At 58.2% G+C, this 15,978-nt stretch carries 10 protein-coding genes; 1 reads left to right on the forward strand and 9 read right to left on the reverse strand.

The annotated features are described in order from the left end of the window. From VMS83_RS02180 to modA, 7 genes are all read right to left on the reverse strand, one after another. The coding region (locus tag VMS83_RS02180) for a sensor histidine kinase KdpD (protein WP_325409428.1) at positions 1-1,896 on the reverse strand (1,896 nt) is incomplete at its 3' end. A 1-nt stretch (position 1,897) separates the two neighbouring features. After that, positions 1,898-3,997, reverse strand: coding sequence for a potassium-transporting ATPase subunit KdpB (kdpB, locus tag VMS83_RS02185; RefSeq protein WP_325409430.1), 2,100 nt, complete (start codon positions 3,995-3,997; stop codon positions 1,898-1,900). Continuing rightward, a complete protein-coding gene (kdpA, locus tag VMS83_RS02190) occupies positions 3,990-6,419 on the reverse strand; it encodes a potassium-transporting ATPase subunit KdpA (RefSeq protein ID WP_325409432.1) in 2,430 nt (809 codons plus the stop codon). Before kdpA ends, kdpB begins: the two co-directional genes overlap by 8 nt. A gap of 227 nt (positions 6,420-6,646) precedes the next feature. Further along, the gene (locus VMS83_RS02195) at positions 6,647-7,348 is read right to left on the reverse strand and encodes a PAS domain-containing protein (RefSeq protein ID WP_325409435.1); all 702 of its coding nucleotides are present in this window, start codon (positions 7,346-7,348) and stop codon (positions 6,647-6,649) included. A 124-nt stretch (positions 7,349-7,472) separates the two neighbouring features. Then, positions 7,473-8,171: a sulfate/molybdate ABC transporter ATP-binding protein gene (locus VMS83_RS02200; RefSeq protein WP_325409437.1), complete on the reverse strand. Its 699-nt coding sequence runs from the start codon at positions 8,169-8,171 to the stop codon at positions 7,473-7,475. Next, positions 8,164-8,985, reverse strand: coding sequence for an ABC transporter permease (locus tag VMS83_RS02205; protein WP_325409439.1), 822 nt, complete (start codon positions 8,983-8,985; stop codon positions 8,164-8,166). The genes VMS83_RS02200 and VMS83_RS02205 overlap by 8 nt, the downstream gene beginning before the upstream one ends. Before the next feature lie 76 nt (positions 8,986-9,061). Further along, positions 9,062-10,015, reverse strand: a complete 954-nt coding sequence (gene modA / locus VMS83_RS02210) for a molybdate ABC transporter substrate-binding protein (protein ID WP_325409441.1) — start codon at positions 10,013-10,015, stop codon at positions 9,062-9,064. A gap of 652 nt (positions 10,016-10,667) precedes the next feature. Between modA and VMS83_RS02215 the strand changes: the two genes are divergently transcribed. Next, positions 10,668-11,414, forward strand: coding sequence for a metal-dependent hydrolase (locus VMS83_RS02215; RefSeq protein ID WP_325409442.1), 747 nt, complete (start codon positions 10,668-10,670; stop codon positions 11,412-11,414). A gap of 132 nt (positions 11,415-11,546) precedes the next feature. Here VMS83_RS02215 and VMS83_RS02220 read toward each other — a convergent pair whose 3' ends face one another. Then, entirely contained in the window at positions 11,547-14,876 is a 3,330-nt protein-coding gene (locus VMS83_RS02220) for a response regulator (RefSeq protein ID WP_325409444.1), read from the reverse strand. 118 nt (positions 14,877-14,994) lie between these two features. Next, positions 14,995-15,870, reverse strand: a complete 876-nt coding sequence (nudC, locus tag VMS83_RS02225; protein WP_325409446.1) for an NAD(+) diphosphatase — start codon at positions 15,868-15,870, stop codon at positions 14,995-14,997. Between the last annotated feature and the right edge of the window lie 108 nt (positions 15,871-15,978).

Below are 15,978 nucleotides of genomic sequence, written 5' to 3' on the forward strand. Positions count from 1 at the left end.
AATCACGCCGTTTGGCTCAATCGGCTGGACTGCGAGGATCCCGAGCGTTCCCCGTGAGCTCTGGAGAGGGATGTACCGGAGTTTTGACCCGTGCAGGGTGTCCGTGTCGTACCCCGCAATGGTGCCGTGCTGGAATGCCCAGGTGGCAACGGCGATGTCATCCCCGTCCACGGTAAGCCCCGGGCTCCTGGCATGAGCTGCAAGATGACCGTTTTCCTGGAGGAAAAAGACGCTCTCCCACTGGAAGATCTCTTTGATGTGCTGGCCCACGGCTTTCATGATTGCGTCGGCATCCATGGCTACCGCGAGGTCCTGCGAGAGTGCATAGAGCGTGCCCGTTTCCTTCTCCCGGCTCTGCGCGGCATCGGCATGCCGGCGGGCACGGGTCACGAGCATACTGATGACGGTTCCCACGGTGATCATGCCAAGGAAGGTAACCAGGTACTGGGTATCGGAGATACGGAACGTCAGGTACGGGGGCACAAAGAAGAAGTCAAACGCGATGACACCGACCACAGAGGTAAAGATGGCCGGGCGCAGGCCCCACTTGAATGCGATCACCACGACAGCAAGAAGGTAGAACATCAGCTGGTTGACCGGGGAAATGAGGGGATGGAACAGCCAGCCGATGATAGTGACCGCTACCACGAGCGTCAGGCTGTCCACGTAGGCACGCGGGGGCGACGCCGGCAACAGGGGCTCTGCGTCCACCGGCTTTTCCGGCAGGCCCTTACCGCTGCTGATCACGTACACATCGATCGGCCCGCTGTTATGGATGAGCTGGTCTACCACCGAACCAAAGACAAACTCCTGCCACCGCGGGCGCAGGGTCTTTCCTATAATGATCCGGGTCACGTTGTGCTGGCGTGCGTACTCGATAACTGTATTTGCGACATTGAGCCCGAAGAGGCTTGCCGTGGTTGCCCCCAGTTTCTCCGCGAGCTGGAGTGACCGGTCAACCTGCTCTTTTGCTTCCCGCGAGAGCCGGTGGTGGGCCGGCGTCTCGACATAGACCGCACACCAGTGGGCATTGATCCGGTCAGCCTGGCGGCGGGTAGTCCGGATCAGCCGTTCCGCAAGGGGGCCAGGCCCGATGCAGACCAGCAGGAATTCACCCACCGGCCAGGGGCCGGGGATCGAGCGGGTCTGCATGTACGCAAGCATCTGGGTATCAACACGCTCTGCGGCCCGGCGCAGCACCAGTTCGCGAAGGGCATAGAGGTTTCCCTCGTTGAAGAACTGCTCGATTGCCCGGGCTGCCATCTCGGGAACATACACCTTTCCCTCGCGAAGGCGCTGGAGGAGCTCGGGCGGGGCAAGATCAACAACCTCGATCTCGGAGGCTTCGTCAATCACCCGGTCGGGGATCTTCTCCTTGATGATAACGCCGGTGATCCGCGCCACCACATCATTCAGGCTCTCGATGTGCTGGACGTTGAGCGTGGAATAGACATCGATCCCGGCCGCGAGCAGCTCCTCGACATCCTGGTAGCGTTTCAGGTGCCGGGAACCGGGGACATTGGTGTGAGCCAGTTCGTCCACGAGGACCAGCCTGGGGTGGGCTGCGAGGATGGCATCAAGGTCCATCTCGGGGAGTCTGACCCCATGGTACTCGATCGTGCGGACCGGGATAACGGGCAACCCCTCCATGAGTATCTCGGTTTCCTTCCGCCCGTGTGGTTCGATGTACCCGATCCTGACATCGATGCCCTCGTCCTTGCGCAGGTGGGCGGCCTTGAGCATCTCGTAGGTCTTTCCCACACCGGCAATATACCCAAGGAAGATCTTGAGTTTTCCCCGCTTCTTCTGCATCTCTTCTCTCTGGACGCAGGCAAGCAGGGCATCGGGGTCCGGCCGCTGGCCGGGGATGGTATCGGCAGAAACAGGCATCTGCATCTCACGCTCCTAAAAAGATAAGCAGCATATCGATGAGCTTTATCCCGATAAAGGGAGCGATGATCCCGCCGACACCGTAGATCAGGATATTGTTACGCAGGGCCTCTTCTGCCGACATTGCGTGGTACTTCACCCCGCGCAGTGCGAGCGGGATGAGGATAACGATGATAATGGCATTGAAGATCACCGCGGACAGGATACCGTCATGAAGGCCGAGGATGTTGAGCGCGGAGAGGGATGGGTAGGTGGAGGCAAACGCGACCGGGATGATGGCGAAATATTTGGCGATATCGTTTGCAATGGAAAACGTCGTGAGTGCTCCCCTGGTCATCAGAAGTTGTTTTCCGATCTCCACGATCTCGATGAGCTTGGTCGGGTTGGAATCGAGATCGATCATGTTTGCCGCCTCGCGGGCCGGCTGGGTGCCGGTGTTCATGGCCACTGCGACATCGGCTTGGGCCAGCGCCGGCGCATCATTGGTCCCGTCACCGGTCATGGCAACCATCCGCCCGCCGGCCTGATACTCACGGATCAGCTTCAGCTTGCTCTCGGGCGTTGCTTCGGCGAGGAAATCGTCCACCCCGGCCTCTGCCGCAATCGTGGCGGCTGTCAGCCGGTTGTCACCGGTGATCATAACGGTCTTGATGCCCATTTTCCGGAGCTGGACAAAACGCTCTTTGATCCCGCCTTTTACGATGTCCTTTAAGTGGATGACTCCCATGGCCTTCCCGTTCTGCGCCACGACAAGAGGGGTACCGCCGGCCCGGGAGATAGTATCGATAACCTCCCTGAGCTGGTCCGAGACCGCATTCCCGCTGGACTGGATGTACCGGAACATGGCATCGGCTGCCCCTTTCCGGATATGGAGGTCGCCCTGGTCAACCCCGCTCATCCGGGTCTGGCTGGAGAAGGGCACAAACTGCATGCCGGCATCCGGCCCCGATCCCCCCACTGTCCTGCCCCGCAGGCCGTATTTTTCCTTGGCAAGGACCACAATGCTCCGGCCCTCGGGGGTTTCGTCGGCAAGTGAGGCGAGCTGGGATACCCCGGCGAGGTCTTCGATGGTGGTGCCATCTACCGGGAGAAACTCCACCGCCTGACGGTTCCCGAGCGTGATGGTCCCGGTCTTGTCGAGCAGGAGGACATCCACGTCCCCTGCGGCCTCGATGGCCCGGCCCGAGGTCGTGATCACGTTTCTCTGGATCAGACGGTCCATACCCGCGATACCAATGGCCGACAGGAGACCACCGATCGTGGTGGGCGCAAGGCAGACAAAGAGTGCCACGAGTACGGTGACCGTTATGGTGGTCCCGGCCCCGGCGGCCTGGACGCTGTATGCCGAAAAGGCGTAGAGGGTTGCGGCGACGACGATAAAGACCGTGGTCAGGCCTAACAGCAGGATGTTAAGCGCGATCTCATTGGGTGTTTTCTGGCGCTTGGCCCCTTCGATGAGGCTGATCATGTGGTCAAGGAAACCCTCGCCGGGGTTTGCGCTCACCCTGACAATCAGCCAGTCGGAGAGGATGACCGTCCCGCCGGTGACCGCGCTCCTGTCGCCACCGGCCTCACGGATGACGGGGGCGCTCTCCCCGGTAATAGCGCTCTCGTTAATGGAGGCAATGCCTTCGAGGATCTCGCCATCCACCGGGATCGTGTCCCCGGCCTTTACATAGAAGAGGTCGGATTTCCTGAGTACTGAGGAGGAGACCTCGGTCACATCAGATTCCTGCGGCTCGCAGCCTTTTCTGATCGGGTATTTTTCCTTCAGCCGCTTTGCCGTGGTGTCCTGCCGCATCTTCCGCAGCGACTCGGCCTGTGCCTTTCCCCGCCCCTCGGCGAGCGCTTCGGCAAAGTTTGCAAAGAGTACCGTGAACCAGAGCCACGCGGAAATGGCGCCGATAAAGCCGGCCGGTGCCTCCCCGGCCCCCGTGAGTGCCTGGAAGTACAGGATGGTGGTGATCGCGCTGCCGACCTCGACCGTAAACATTACAGGGTTATTGATGAGTGTCCGGGGATCCAGCTTGAGGACGGCGTCCACAACCGCACGCTGGTACAGGCCCGGGACAGCCGACGGGCTCTTGGGTTTCCTGGTATCAGACATGGACCAGCCCTCCTGCAACCATTTTCATGTACTCTGCAACCGGGCCAAGCGAGAGTGCAGGCAGGAAACTGAGCGCACCGACAATCAGGATCACAAAGACCAGCCACAGGATAAAGAGCGGCCGGTGGTCCCGCAGCGTCCCTTCGCTGGGAGGCACGATCTTTTTCGCGACAAGTGATCCTGCGAGCGCGAGGGTCAGGATAATGATCACGTACCGCCCGATAAACATCGCAAAGCCAAGGGTTAGGTTATAGAAGAGACTGTTTGCATTCAGCCCGGCAAAGGCACTGCCGTTATTCTGGGATGCCGAGGTATAGGCGTACAGGATCTCGGTAAATCCATGGGGGCCGGGGTTTGCCACACCGGCCTGACCGGCAGTTGTGAGGACGGCAAGGGAGGTAAACGCGAGGATCATGACGATCGGGATGAGGATGATGATGGTAGCCATCTTCATCTCGTACTGCTCGATCTTCTTCCCGTAGAGTTCGGGGGTTCTCCCGACCATCAGCCCGGCAATAAACATCGCAATGATCACAAAGATGAGCATCCCATACAGGCCGGACCCGACACCGCCAAAGACCACCTCGCCCAGGTGCATATCAAAGAGCAATACACCGCCGGCGACCGGCATGAACGAGTCGTGCATCGAATTAACGGCGCCACAGGAAGTACTCGTGGTGATTACCGCAAAGAGGGCTGAGGAAACCACCCCGAACCGTACCTCCTTTCCTTCCATGTTCCCGCCGGGCTGGAGCACCGAGGGAGTCTGGTCAACGCCAAGAGGAGCAAGTGCCGGGTTTCCCCCCTGCTCTGACCAGATGACAAGACCCAGGAGCGGCAGGAAGATCAGGGTCATGGCAAGGATGAGGGCCACCCCTTTGCGCCGCGAGCCGATCATGGATCCGAAGGTGATGCAGAGCGAGACCGGGATGATGATCATGGCAAACATCTCGACAAAGTTGGAGAAGGGCGTGGGATTCTCCAGTGGATGGGCCGAGTTGGCATTGTAATAGCCGCCCCCGTTTGTCCCGAGCATCTTGATGGCGACCTGCGAGGCAACGGGTCCCAGCGGGATGGTCTGGGTGGTAACAAGTGCCCCCGCACTATCATTGACCGTATCGAGCAGCGGGACGGTAACCGGCCCGGCAAAAGTCTGGGGTGTGCCCTGCGAGACGAGTACCAGGGCGATGATAAAGGCAATGGGGACGAGGATCATCACGCTGCGGATAAGGAGCACCCAGAAGTTGCCGATGGTCGAGACCGATTTACGCGAGAATGCATAGATGAGTGCAATCAGGACCGCGAGCCCGACGGCTGCCGAGATAAAGTTCTGGACCACCAGGCCGGCCATCTGGGTAAAGTAGCTGACTGTTACCTCGGGGACATATGCCTGCCAGTTGGTGTTGGTGGCAAAGCTGATAGCGGTGTTGAGCGAGAGGTCCCAGGGCACAGCGCCAACTCCTGCCGGGTTGAGGGGGAGGAACTGCTGGATCTGCTGGAGGATGAAGACAGCGGCAATGCAGGGGACGGCAAAGACCATGACGGCCACGGCAAATTCTTTCCAGTCCATCTCCTCGCCTGGTGCTACCCCGCAGGCAGTAAGGGCTTTTGTCTCAACCCACGAGAGGACCGGGGAGAGGAAGTTTGGCTTGCCGGTAAAGATCTTTGCCATCCACCCGCCAAGGGGAATGGAGATCAGGGCAACGATAAGGATGAAGAGGAGCACCTGGATCCAGTCTGCGATCCGCATGCCAAGGACAAGATCCGGGGGATGACCTGCAGGGAGGAGGGGAGATGATGCCGGGGAAACGGAGATCCTGTTCCGGGAGAGATCGTCAAGGGCAAGGTTGAGGGAGAGGACGTTGACCCGGGGCTCACCGAAGATTCCGAATTCTCTGGGTTCGACCTGCGAGGTAACAAGTCCTGCTACCTCGCCCTGGGTGAGGTTGCGTTCGCGTGCAATCCGGGGCACCTGGTAGTATGCGGCTGCTACCGAGATGTCCGGGTCGAGACCGCTCCCCGAAGCGGTGACCAGATCGACAGGGATAGGATTGGTATTGCCGGGGTCGACCTGGTGCAGGGCATCGATGCGGGCCTGGACCTGTTGTTCCAGTGCGGGGTTGTTGGGGCCCAGGTTGGAGCCGGTGGATGACCCGGCGTTGTATGGCACCGGTGTTGTCGCCGAGAGGCGTCCCCAGAAATACAGGGGAGACGAGAACGGCTGGCCAATCTGCGCCGAGCCGGCGAGTTTTCCCTCATGGGTGATAAGGTCCCCGTTTGCCTGCACCGGGAAGATTACCTGTGCAATACCGGTGACTAAAAACGGATAGCAGATACCCACAACAAGGGTAAGTGCGAGAAATATCAGGAGTGCCGGTTTTGCCTGTTTTTTGATCAGTGCCACCAGAGGCATGGATGTCATGGGATGATCCCTCCTTTATGTCTCCCAGGACGCCGGGCGTACCGGCAGTCGTGCAATCAGTTGTTTTTTCCCTGATATAATATGCCATCGCTCCTGGTTTTTACCGGAATTGTCTGAGGCCCATGGATTCTCCGGCGTGAACAGCGCCTGAACAATAAAACCCCTCCAATGAATAAGATACCGGCGATAAAATGCGGGCGCGGAACAGGCAAAAAAGTTTTTTTTTATCAGGCAGATCTCATCACGATCTGGAGTGCGGTGCTCCGGTCCCAGGACACAGTCCCCAGGTTCAGGTCCAGGGAAACCGTACTGCCATCAGGCCGTGTCAGCCGGACGTTCTCCATGGTTATCCGGGCACCATGGATCGCCTGGCTGGTCCTCTCCCTGAAGAGATCCCGGTCTTTTGGATCGATCATGCCGGTGATATCCGCCTTTTCTGTGGCATCCCCTTCAGCAAGGCCCATCAACCGGCGCCCGGCAGGGTTGAGGTACAGGACCCGGTCTTCCCTGCACACCGCAATCCCCACCGTCAGCCATTCCACGAGGGATCGGTACCGCTCCTCGCTTGCGGCGATCTCCTCGACACTGGCGACGTAGTCCCTGATGAAGAATGAAGCGATAATGAGGATCAGTGCAAAGAACACCCGGTCGATGAGCGCATAGCCAAGGGGAAGATCACGGGGAGAGAGGAGGAGGCTTGCAGCCATCAGCAGGATAAACACTCCGGTCATCAGGAGGGGCGCATATTTCCAGCTGAGGTACATGGTCAGGAAGAGGGGTATGAGGTACAGGACCCAGATCACCACACCCAGCGGTGTGATAACGTCGATCACAAAGATGAGGGCCGTGGCAAGGACAATATAAGAAACGATACGGAAGAAATCGCCTCTTCTCCGGACCGGCCAGGTCAGCCTTTCCGTGTCTGTCATACAGGATCGTGCTGGATCCTATTATAAATATCTAACCAGTGAACCGGCCCGCGTCACGCGGGAGCCTGACGGTGAGTGCAGAATGGAAATAATGGTTCCTCCTTCATTATCCCGTGTTCAGGAGCTACCTGCAGTGGCAGACGGTGCAGATCTCCGGCATTTCGCCGGGGATACCTTCCCATTCCATCTTCCCGTTGCAGATCACGCAGGTACGGTCACCTATCTCCTCGCCGTCGGCCAGCCGGTGGGTCACGAGGATACAGGGGATCTGCATATCCCGTACGAACTGGAGCGTGAGGTCTTTTACCGTCCGGACACTGTCCGTGTCAAGGGCGGTAAAAGGTTCGTCCAGCATGAGGAGGCTGGGATCGATGGCCAGCGCCCGTGCAAGGGCCACCCTCTGTTTCTGTCCTCCCGAGAGACGCCCGGCCCTTACGCTGGCGAGATCCGAGATATGCATACGCCTGAGCCAGTCCGCAGTACGGGAGGCAATATCCGCCCGGGAGAAGTGGCGTGCACGGAGGCCGAATGCCACGTTATCGTACACTGTCATGTGGGGAAATACGGCCGGGTTCTGGAGGACGTACCCGATCCGGCGGTCTTCGGCCGGCACATCAGTGCCATCCTCTGTCCTGCAGAGGCATTCACCGTTCAGGGTGACGGTCGCCGCATCCGGCTCCAGGAGACCGGCGATGATATTGAGGGTAGTCGATTTCCCTGAGCCGTTGGTGCCCATAAGGACCGTGATCTTACCGGGCGCTGCCCGGATAGAGAGATCAAGCGTATAGTCCCGCAGCTTCTTTACCAGCACTGCCTCAAGCACGATCTGCCTCCCTCTTCTGGATCAGGCGTACTATGATCATAATGGTAAACGAGATGATTACGAGCAGGATCGAAATGGTCAGACCGATCCATAAATCACTTTCCATTCCCACGTACACCGCAAGGGGCATGGTCTGGGTCACCCCGGGCAGGTTCCCGGCAAACATGATGGTTGCCCCAAACTCCCCCAGTGCCCGGCCAAAGGTCATTACAGCCCCCGAAACCAGGCCTCCGGCGGTCATGGGGAGAGTCACCTGGGTCATTGTTCTCAGGGACGATGCCCCAAGGGTCCTAGCCGTTTGCTCGTAGGCCGGGTCCAGCTGTTCGAAGAGCGATTTTGCCTGCCGGAGGAAGAACGGAGATGCCACGAAGATCTGGGCCATGATCACCGCAAGCGTGGTAAAGGCAATCGAGATCCCGAACATGTCTGCGTATCTTCCCAGAAGACCGGCGCGGCCATAGAGCATGAGCAGCGCGACCCCTGCCACTGCCGGGGGAAGGACCAGGGGGAGGTCGATGAGGGTGTCCACGATCACCTTCCCCGGGTACGAAAACCGGGAGTGGAAATAGGCGAACGGGGTGCCGACCGCAATAACGATGATCAGGGTGATAATCGTGGTAACAAGACTCAGCCAGAGCGCGCTGGTAACGTCAGGATCCTGGAGTGCAGAGAAGAACTTCTCCGGGGTGATCCGGAGAAAGAGGGCGAGGATGGGCAGGGCAAGATAGAGGGTGACCGCTGCGATCAGGATCCCTGCGATAAGGTACGTCAGGCTTTGCCGGAAATTTTTTGGCCGGAAGCGTCGGGGGATCATGGATCGCGATGTGCTGCCGGCAGGGTACCGGCCGGCCCGGCTCACAGAAAAAAATGGTTGTGATCGTTGTTCTCATTTACGGGGCGGTAAACCCGTACTGTGCAAGGATATTCTGTCCTGCAGAGGAGAGCATGTACTGCTCAAACCATCCGGCCTGTGCCTGGTTTTTGCTCTCTTTTAGGATACCGATGGTATAGGTCTGCAGGTAGTTGTCCTTCCTGGGGATGGTAATGGACTGGTAGGTGCCGCTTGGCGCTGCGGTGGCCGTGGACTGGTACACGAACCCTGCATCCACTTCACCAAGGGAGACTTTGGTGGCAACGGCAGGTTCAGAGGTCTCGTAGGTGACCACGTTTGCGAGCGTCTGGTTCATCCAGCTCTGGCTGTAGGTGTCGTTTGCAAGGTTATTAAGGACCGCGAGCGTTGCGGTGCCGGCGGGGACATTCTTTGCCTCCATTGCAATCTTGACGCCGGGTTTTGCAAGGTCGGCAAGGGACTGGATATTTGCCGGGTTCGAGGCCGGGAGGATGACAATGATGTAGTTTGTCGTCAGGGTCTTTACGGTGCCGGGTACGAAATACCCTTCAGTGTTAAGGGTGTTCGTGTAGGCGTTGCTCGCCGAGATAAAGACATCTGCATAGGCCCCGTTCTCTACCTGTGCCTTGAGGTTCTGCGTGCCATCAAGATCAAAGGAGACCGTGGTACCCGGGTAGGCAGCGGTAAACGATGGCCCGATGGTCTTGGAAGCACCGGTGAGAGAAGCTGCGGTAAACGCAACTACGTTACTCTGGGACGGGGTGAACGTTGGTGCAGGGGTCGCCGTAGTCGCAACCGTGGTCGGGACAGCGGTAGCAGTCGTTGCTGCCGGTGTGGGGGCCGGGGTTGCCTCTGCAGCCGGTGTGGCAATAGCAGACGGGGTGGTGGTTGACGTAGTGCTCTGCGTGCACCCGGCAAAGAGTGCCGCGATCATCAGGAGTCCGATGACCATGCTGATAAGTGCAAGGCGTGCTGGGGTCAGGTTGTCTTTCATAAGCAAATAAACCTCCAAAATAACTCGGTTCAGGTATACTTTTGCAGGATACTAGTTAAAAATATTGATTTATTTTTCCAGAAGAGTAATCAATCATCATTACTTTTCGGACCCTGATATTGCATACATGATCAAGTATCCGGAAGAGATGAGAGTGCTCCGGTCATTGAAGAACCGGTGGTGGCCCAGCCGGATAAACGGGGCATGAACATGTATCGCTAGATGTATACCACCTCGCAGAGGTACCGGGAATTCTTCCGAGGATAACCGGGCACCGGGAGTAATTACTCCCTTTTACCCTGATTTCGCCGGTACGCAGCTCAGATCATGGGGATGATCACGTAATAATTATTACTGGTGGTTTCAAGCTCCCGCCCGGCCCGCGGTGCCAAATCCGGGTCTTGCTATCGGGTATGGCGTTCGTAAAGACAGACATTGGCAGTGATCGGTCGTGGGTAAACGGTTTTTCATTTATATTTTGTTGTAAACAAGTAAAATCCTAACAGATATATGGGACTGTCACAAGAGTATTTCGCGGGATAGTACCTTTCCGCCATCCTTATCACTGGCGGAAAAGAAAGGCGGCCCTCAGCCTGGACCGGAAAAACCGTGTCCTGATTGGCAGCTTTTGCGAAAACAAGGAACAACGGTCATGATTACCCGGCACCATATCGTACTTGCCCTGCTTTGTGCTCTTATTGCCAGCAGTTCCCTCCTTTTCTCTTCGCCCGTTTCTGTTATTATCATCAGCGCCGGTACGGGTATCGGGTCCTTTTTGCCGGATATCCACATGTCCCGTCCCAGGAGGTCTCTTTTCCTCGTGCCTGCCTGGCTTATTGTTCAGATCCCCCGCCAGTTCTGTATCTCCATCCTCTGCCGGATCTACGCTGCGCTCGGGTACCCTGTCGAAGACCCGGCAGACAAGCGCCTTACCCATTCCCTTCCCGGTATCCTTTTTATCGGACTCTGCGCAGCCATGGTTCTCTCACCCCTCGTTCTCCTTGCACCACCTGCCGCTGCCGGCGGGACCGTGCTTTTTCTTTGCGGTCTCTTCCTTGGCATGGGCCTGCACCTGTCCGAGGACCTCTGTACACGAAAAGGGATTTTTCCCCTGTTTCCTTTCAGCCCGGCGAAGGTCGCGGGCTCCATTCGTCCCTGTGATACAGCTGATCCCCGGATTACCTGGTACCATCTCCTGCATGTCCTGGTCCTTATCTTCGTCCTTGTGATGGATACAAGCAGTATCCTCCCCCCATTCCTTCTCGTCCCAGTAAGTATTGCCGGTGTCGTTCTCTGCGCAGGTACCATGATTGTGTCCTCTGATGTCACGTTCCGGGAGGACCCCGGCATGGCCGGCAGGGTTGTGCCCTCTCTTTCACAGAGCCCGGACCGACTCTAAGAAAATGTGTGTGACCGTGTCCGGGAGTCCGGAACGCAGAGGAGGACCGGTGCTGTCAGAAAAGTGATCCTTTCCGCAAAAGGAGGATCTATTGTTTCTCTAAAAAAGTGCTGACAGGATGTCCCGGGCAGTTTATTCCTGGGAACGGTACCCTTTGGCATGGGCAAGCAGCATCAGTTCGGCCAGCTGCGCTTCCTGCCTCCCGGTCAGTTTCCTGCCTTTCTGGATCAGCCGGCCAAGTTTTACAATCCGCAGGCGCTCCTCGTGACTGAGCGTCCCTGCATTGTGTGCCCATTTCACCAGGTCGAACCACTGCTGCCGGCTGAACGCCGGGATACCGGCTTCCTGCGGGATACTGCCTGCGGTCTCACCGGAAGGAATGTCGCTCTCCTCCTCACCGGCATCCTCCTCCGCGGGTGTCTCATCCCCTGCAGTATCCTGAATATCTCCTTCACCGCGAACCGGGGAGAAATCCTCTTCGTCATCCGGCACGTCATGTTTTTTGGCGGCGTCGGTTATGCTCCGGGCTGCATCCGCAAGTTCCTCGGCTCCGATCTCCCTGGGCTCTTCAAAAAGGTCCTCTACCGTCCGTATCCTTGCATGGGGGCTATCCTCTTCGGGGGTACCCCCGTGAACCGGGACCGGAAGATCGCTTCCTTTCCTGGCAAGTGCATGCGGGCCTTCCCAGATCGTGGCAGGAAGGTCCGGTGCCCTTGCTACGATTGCGTGTTCCCCTATGGGGACCTCTTCAATAGCGGATGAGGGAATCTGAGGTTTTTTCCGAAGAGCAACCAGGGCGTCCTTGGCTTCAGACCAGGCCTCTTCTGCCGCCCGGCGCCCCTCTTTTTCGGCGTCCAGGGCAGCCACCGCGCGTTCAACCTCCCGGGAAAGGGCCTGCATTGCTGCATCTTTTTCTGCACCTTCCCGTTCGGTTTCCCGGAGCTGCTCTTCGAGCGATCGCTGGCGGTCGAGTGCAGTCTTTACCAGTTCTTCAAGGTGAGCAAACCGGCCGTCACGCTGTTTGTCCTCTGCCGGGCGCTCTCCAGCCGCAGCCCGCGCTCCTGCTGCGGCTTTGATCTGCTTCTCCAGAACCTGCTGGCGCTCCAGCGCAGCCCGCAGGTCTGCTTCCAGGGTTGCAATCTGCTCGTTCTTGTGAGTGACTTCTGCGATCCGGTCCTCGGTTGCTGCCTGGAGCCTCTGGTCTGCCACTTCTTTCTGCCGGGCAAGGCCCGCAGCGTGGTCCTCTGCAAGCGCCCTGGCGTCGCGCTCGGCATCCAGGGTATCGGTAAGCCCCAGGATCTTTTCCTGCAGTTCGCGTTCACGCGCTGCGGCCTGCTCCCCGCTGACCCGGGCTGCCGTTTTCTCATCCGCAGCGTCGAGAAGTTTCGACTCAGCCACCGCCTTCTCTTCGGTCAGACGGGAGAGGCTGTTTTCTGTTCGCACCCGAGCATCGCGTTCTGCATCAAGTGCCTCACTCAGCCCCTCTATCCTTGCCTGCAGCTCCCTTTCCCGAACTGCCGCCTGTTCAAGAGAGGCCCCGATTCGTTGTCCGATCTCTTCTTTTTCCCTGCTTATTTCGGCGAGTTTCTCCTCGGCAGCACGGTGCAGGCGACGCTCAGTCTCCAGCTCTTCGCGGATCTGCTCTGTTTCGGATGCTGCAGAGCGGGCCAGCTTGTCGGCCTGTGCACCGGCAAGGGCCGCAGCCGCCAGCTCATCCTTGAGCCCCTTGTGCATGTCCATTGCCGCATCGAGCTGCTGACGGGTCTGGGTATAATCAGACCGGGCCCTCTCCAGTTCGTCACGGAGAGTAGCAATCTCGCTGTTGAGCACCTGGACCTCGCGGTCTTTTGCCGTGGTCGTCTCAGCAGCACTGCTCTCTGCAACCATGCGCTGGTGCCGTTCCTCCTCTCCGGCCGCTACCGCAGTACGAAGCTCATCCTGGAGGGACTGCAGTTTTCCCGCAGTCTCGTCCCGTTCCTCGGTAATACGGGCAAGCTCTGCTTCGAGCGATGCACATTTCTGGCGCTCGGCACCAAACGATTCTGTCAGCGCGTCATACTTCTGCTGGAGCGCCTCGTGGTGTTCCACGAGCGTGCTCTTCTCTGCAGCTGACGCAGCCTCCTTCTTTGCCGCTTCCTGGATGAGTGTACTGCACTGCTGATCAGCGGCTGCCCGCTGTGCCTTCTCTGCCTCAAGGACATCAGCGAGCCTCAGGCACTCCTGGGACTGCTGCTTTGCCCGCTCGGTGATGTCCTCAACCATCGACCTGAGTTCCTGCTCGGAGCGTGCCTTCTCCTGAAGGATGGTCTTGACCTCTACTTCGGCCGATTCTGCCCGGTTCTTCTCGGCAGCAAGTGTGCTTTTAAGCTGCCCGATCTCGATAGAACTGGCATTGAGGGTTTTCTGTGCATCCTGATGGTCATGGGTCAGTTCGGCAAGCTGCCCTTCCAGCGCAGCCCGTTGTGCGGTCTGATCGGAAAGTGCCTTTTTTGCTTCTTCAAGCTCTTTTCTCGTCTGGCCAAGGTCGCGGTTTAAGGACTCAGCATCGCCACGGAGGGCCTGCTCCAGTTCGTCTTTTTCCGTCCCGAGCGTGCGGACGGTGTCCTCTGCCTCCGCAAGCCGGGCACGGGTGGATTCGAGATCCTGGGTCAGCCGGGTATTTTCCTCGCGGTGCGTGGCAATGACCCTCTCGCGGTCGTCCAGCCGGGAGTTCAGGCCCTCGATCTCCTTTTTCAGCGCGGCCTGAGCTTTCGCGGCATCTTCGATCTCATGGATTTTGCCGTTTACGAGCATCTGGAGCCGGGCGGTCTCTGTCCCGAGTTCACTGGTGCGATCCGCAACCCGGCGTTCGAGAGTAGCCTTAAGGCTTTCCAGCGCAGTCTGAGCCTGCCCGAGCTCACCGGCACGGTCTACCGCAATCTCAAACGAGGAGAGCAGGAACTCCAGCAGTTTCCTGCGGTCCGCCATGATCACGTAATCGCGGTCGTCATGATGGATCTTGAACTGTGTCCTGATCTTCTCCGGGTCCGGCTTTTCAACCGGGGAGGACAACAGCATCTCGACAAGGGAGAAAAGGTACTGGGGATCGTACGGCCGGGCGATGAAGTTGTCCGCGTTGCTGTCCAGGACACCCAGGAGATCTCCCAGACCTGAAACGCCGGTGATAAGGAGGATCGGGATCCTCCAGAGATCGCTGTCGGATTTTATCTCGCGGCAGACTTCGTAGCCGTCATGCCCCGGACCGGTGGCATCACAGATGAGGAGATTGGGTTTTCCTGCACGAAGGGTGTCGATCAGCTCCGCGCTGTCGGAAAAAAGGGTGACACGGTATCCCTGCGGCGCGAGTTGCCCGCTGATCTCAAGGGAATCCCGTTCATCTCTGCAGAGAATATAGACATCGATGGCGTTCCCCCCGTCAGGGATGTCGGTATCTGTACCTGATGGTTCAGAATTCATCTCCATTGCTCTCTATCTGAATTTAAAGGCTTTATATTATATGTATGTTTATATCGCCTGCGGTTATGCCAATCCCGCAGCGCTGCTGTTTCCGCCTTCCTTTCCAGAAAGATTTTTGTCCGGGTTATTGCCCGGTCCCTTCTTTTTGTATCCACCGATCGATAAGCGCCCGGGAGATGCTGAGGGGTGCAGGGAGCGCCGGAAGATTATCCCGCCCGAACCAGCCCGCAGAGATGATCTCGTTGTTGTCAATGGTGATCTCGCCGGAATCGTATTCGGCCGTGAACGCGATCATGAGCGAATCAGGAAACGGCCAGGGCTCACTTGCAAAGTAACGGATATTCTTTACCGAGATACCTACCTCTTCTTTTACCTCACGGCAGACCGCGTGTTCGAGCGTCTCGCCCGGCTCCGCAAAGCCGGCGATCACCGAATGCATGCCGGCAGGGAAACGGGGGGAGCGGGCGAGCAGGATCTTCTCTTTTTGCGAGATAAGGACGATAACTGCGGGGGAGATCCGGGGATAGACAACCAGGCCGCAATCCGGGCACCGCCATGCCCGTTCAGCAGGGACCGGCTCCGTGGAATGGCCACACCGGCCACAGAACCGGCTGGCCGCGGCAGAATGGATCATCCGGACCGCATAGGAAGCTATGGCAAGATCCTCATCCGGAACCCTGCCATAGAGCTCGCGCACGGTGGTCTCAACCCGGCTCCCAGGTAATACAGCACTTTTTCCGATCTCCACCGCATATACAGGGACGCGATCCCGGTGACCGAGATATTCTGCAGGGCCAGCAGTACAGGAAGCCGGGAGATCGTCTGCCTGCCAGTAGATCTGCGGGGTATCCCCTGTGTGGACAACAATTCCCTGTCCGGCGGTTACCACAAAGAGAGCACCTTCAGGGATGTCTCCTGGCACCGGGAACCGTGAAGTGAGGGTAGAGATGGCAAAGACCGCGTGGTGTAATGTTCCCAGAGGAGGGCTGGACTGCTTCATGGTGGACTGTCCTGCTTTTCGTACCTTTCCTTTGTCCTTTGTCCACGATAAACACACGGGACAGGACTGAGACGATCCGGGCGATATTACCGCAAGTAAAAAAGAGGC

Source organism: Methanoregula sp. (assembly GCF_035543475.1).
Taxonomy (GTDB): Archaea; Halobacteriota; Methanomicrobia; order Methanomicrobiales; family Methanospirillaceae; genus Methanoregula.

Bases quoted from the DNA above. Each gene is read 5' to 3' on its own strand.
- kdpB (WP_325409430.1), bottom strand. From the start codon at position 3,997: ATGTCTGATACCAGGAAACCCAAGAGCCCGTCGGCTGTCCCGGGCCTG.
- kdpA (WP_325409432.1), bottom strand. From the start codon at position 6,419: ATGACATCCATGCCTCTGGTGGCACTGATCAAAAAACAGGCAAAACCG.
- VMS83_RS02195 (WP_325409435.1), bottom strand. From the start codon at position 7,348: ATGACAGACACGGAAAGGCTGACCTGGCCGGTCCGGAGAAGAGGCGAT.
- VMS83_RS02205 (WP_325409439.1), bottom strand. From the start codon at position 8,985: ATGATCCCCCGACGCTTCCGGCCAAAAAATTTCCGGCAAAGCCTGACG.
- modA (WP_325409441.1), bottom strand. From the start codon at position 10,015: ATGAAAGACAACCTGACCCCAGCACGCCTTGCACTTATCAGCATGGTC.
- VMS83_RS02215 (WP_325409442.1), top strand. From the start codon at position 10,668: ATGATTACCCGGCACCATATCGTACTTGCCCTGCTTTGTGCTCTTATT.
- VMS83_RS02220 (WP_325409444.1), bottom strand. From the start codon at position 14,876: ATGGAGATGAATTCTGAACCATCAGGTACAGATACCGACATCCCTGAC.
- nudC (WP_325409446.1), bottom strand. From the start codon at position 15,870: ATGAAGCAGTCCAGCCCTCCTCTGGGAACATTACACCACGCGGTCTTT.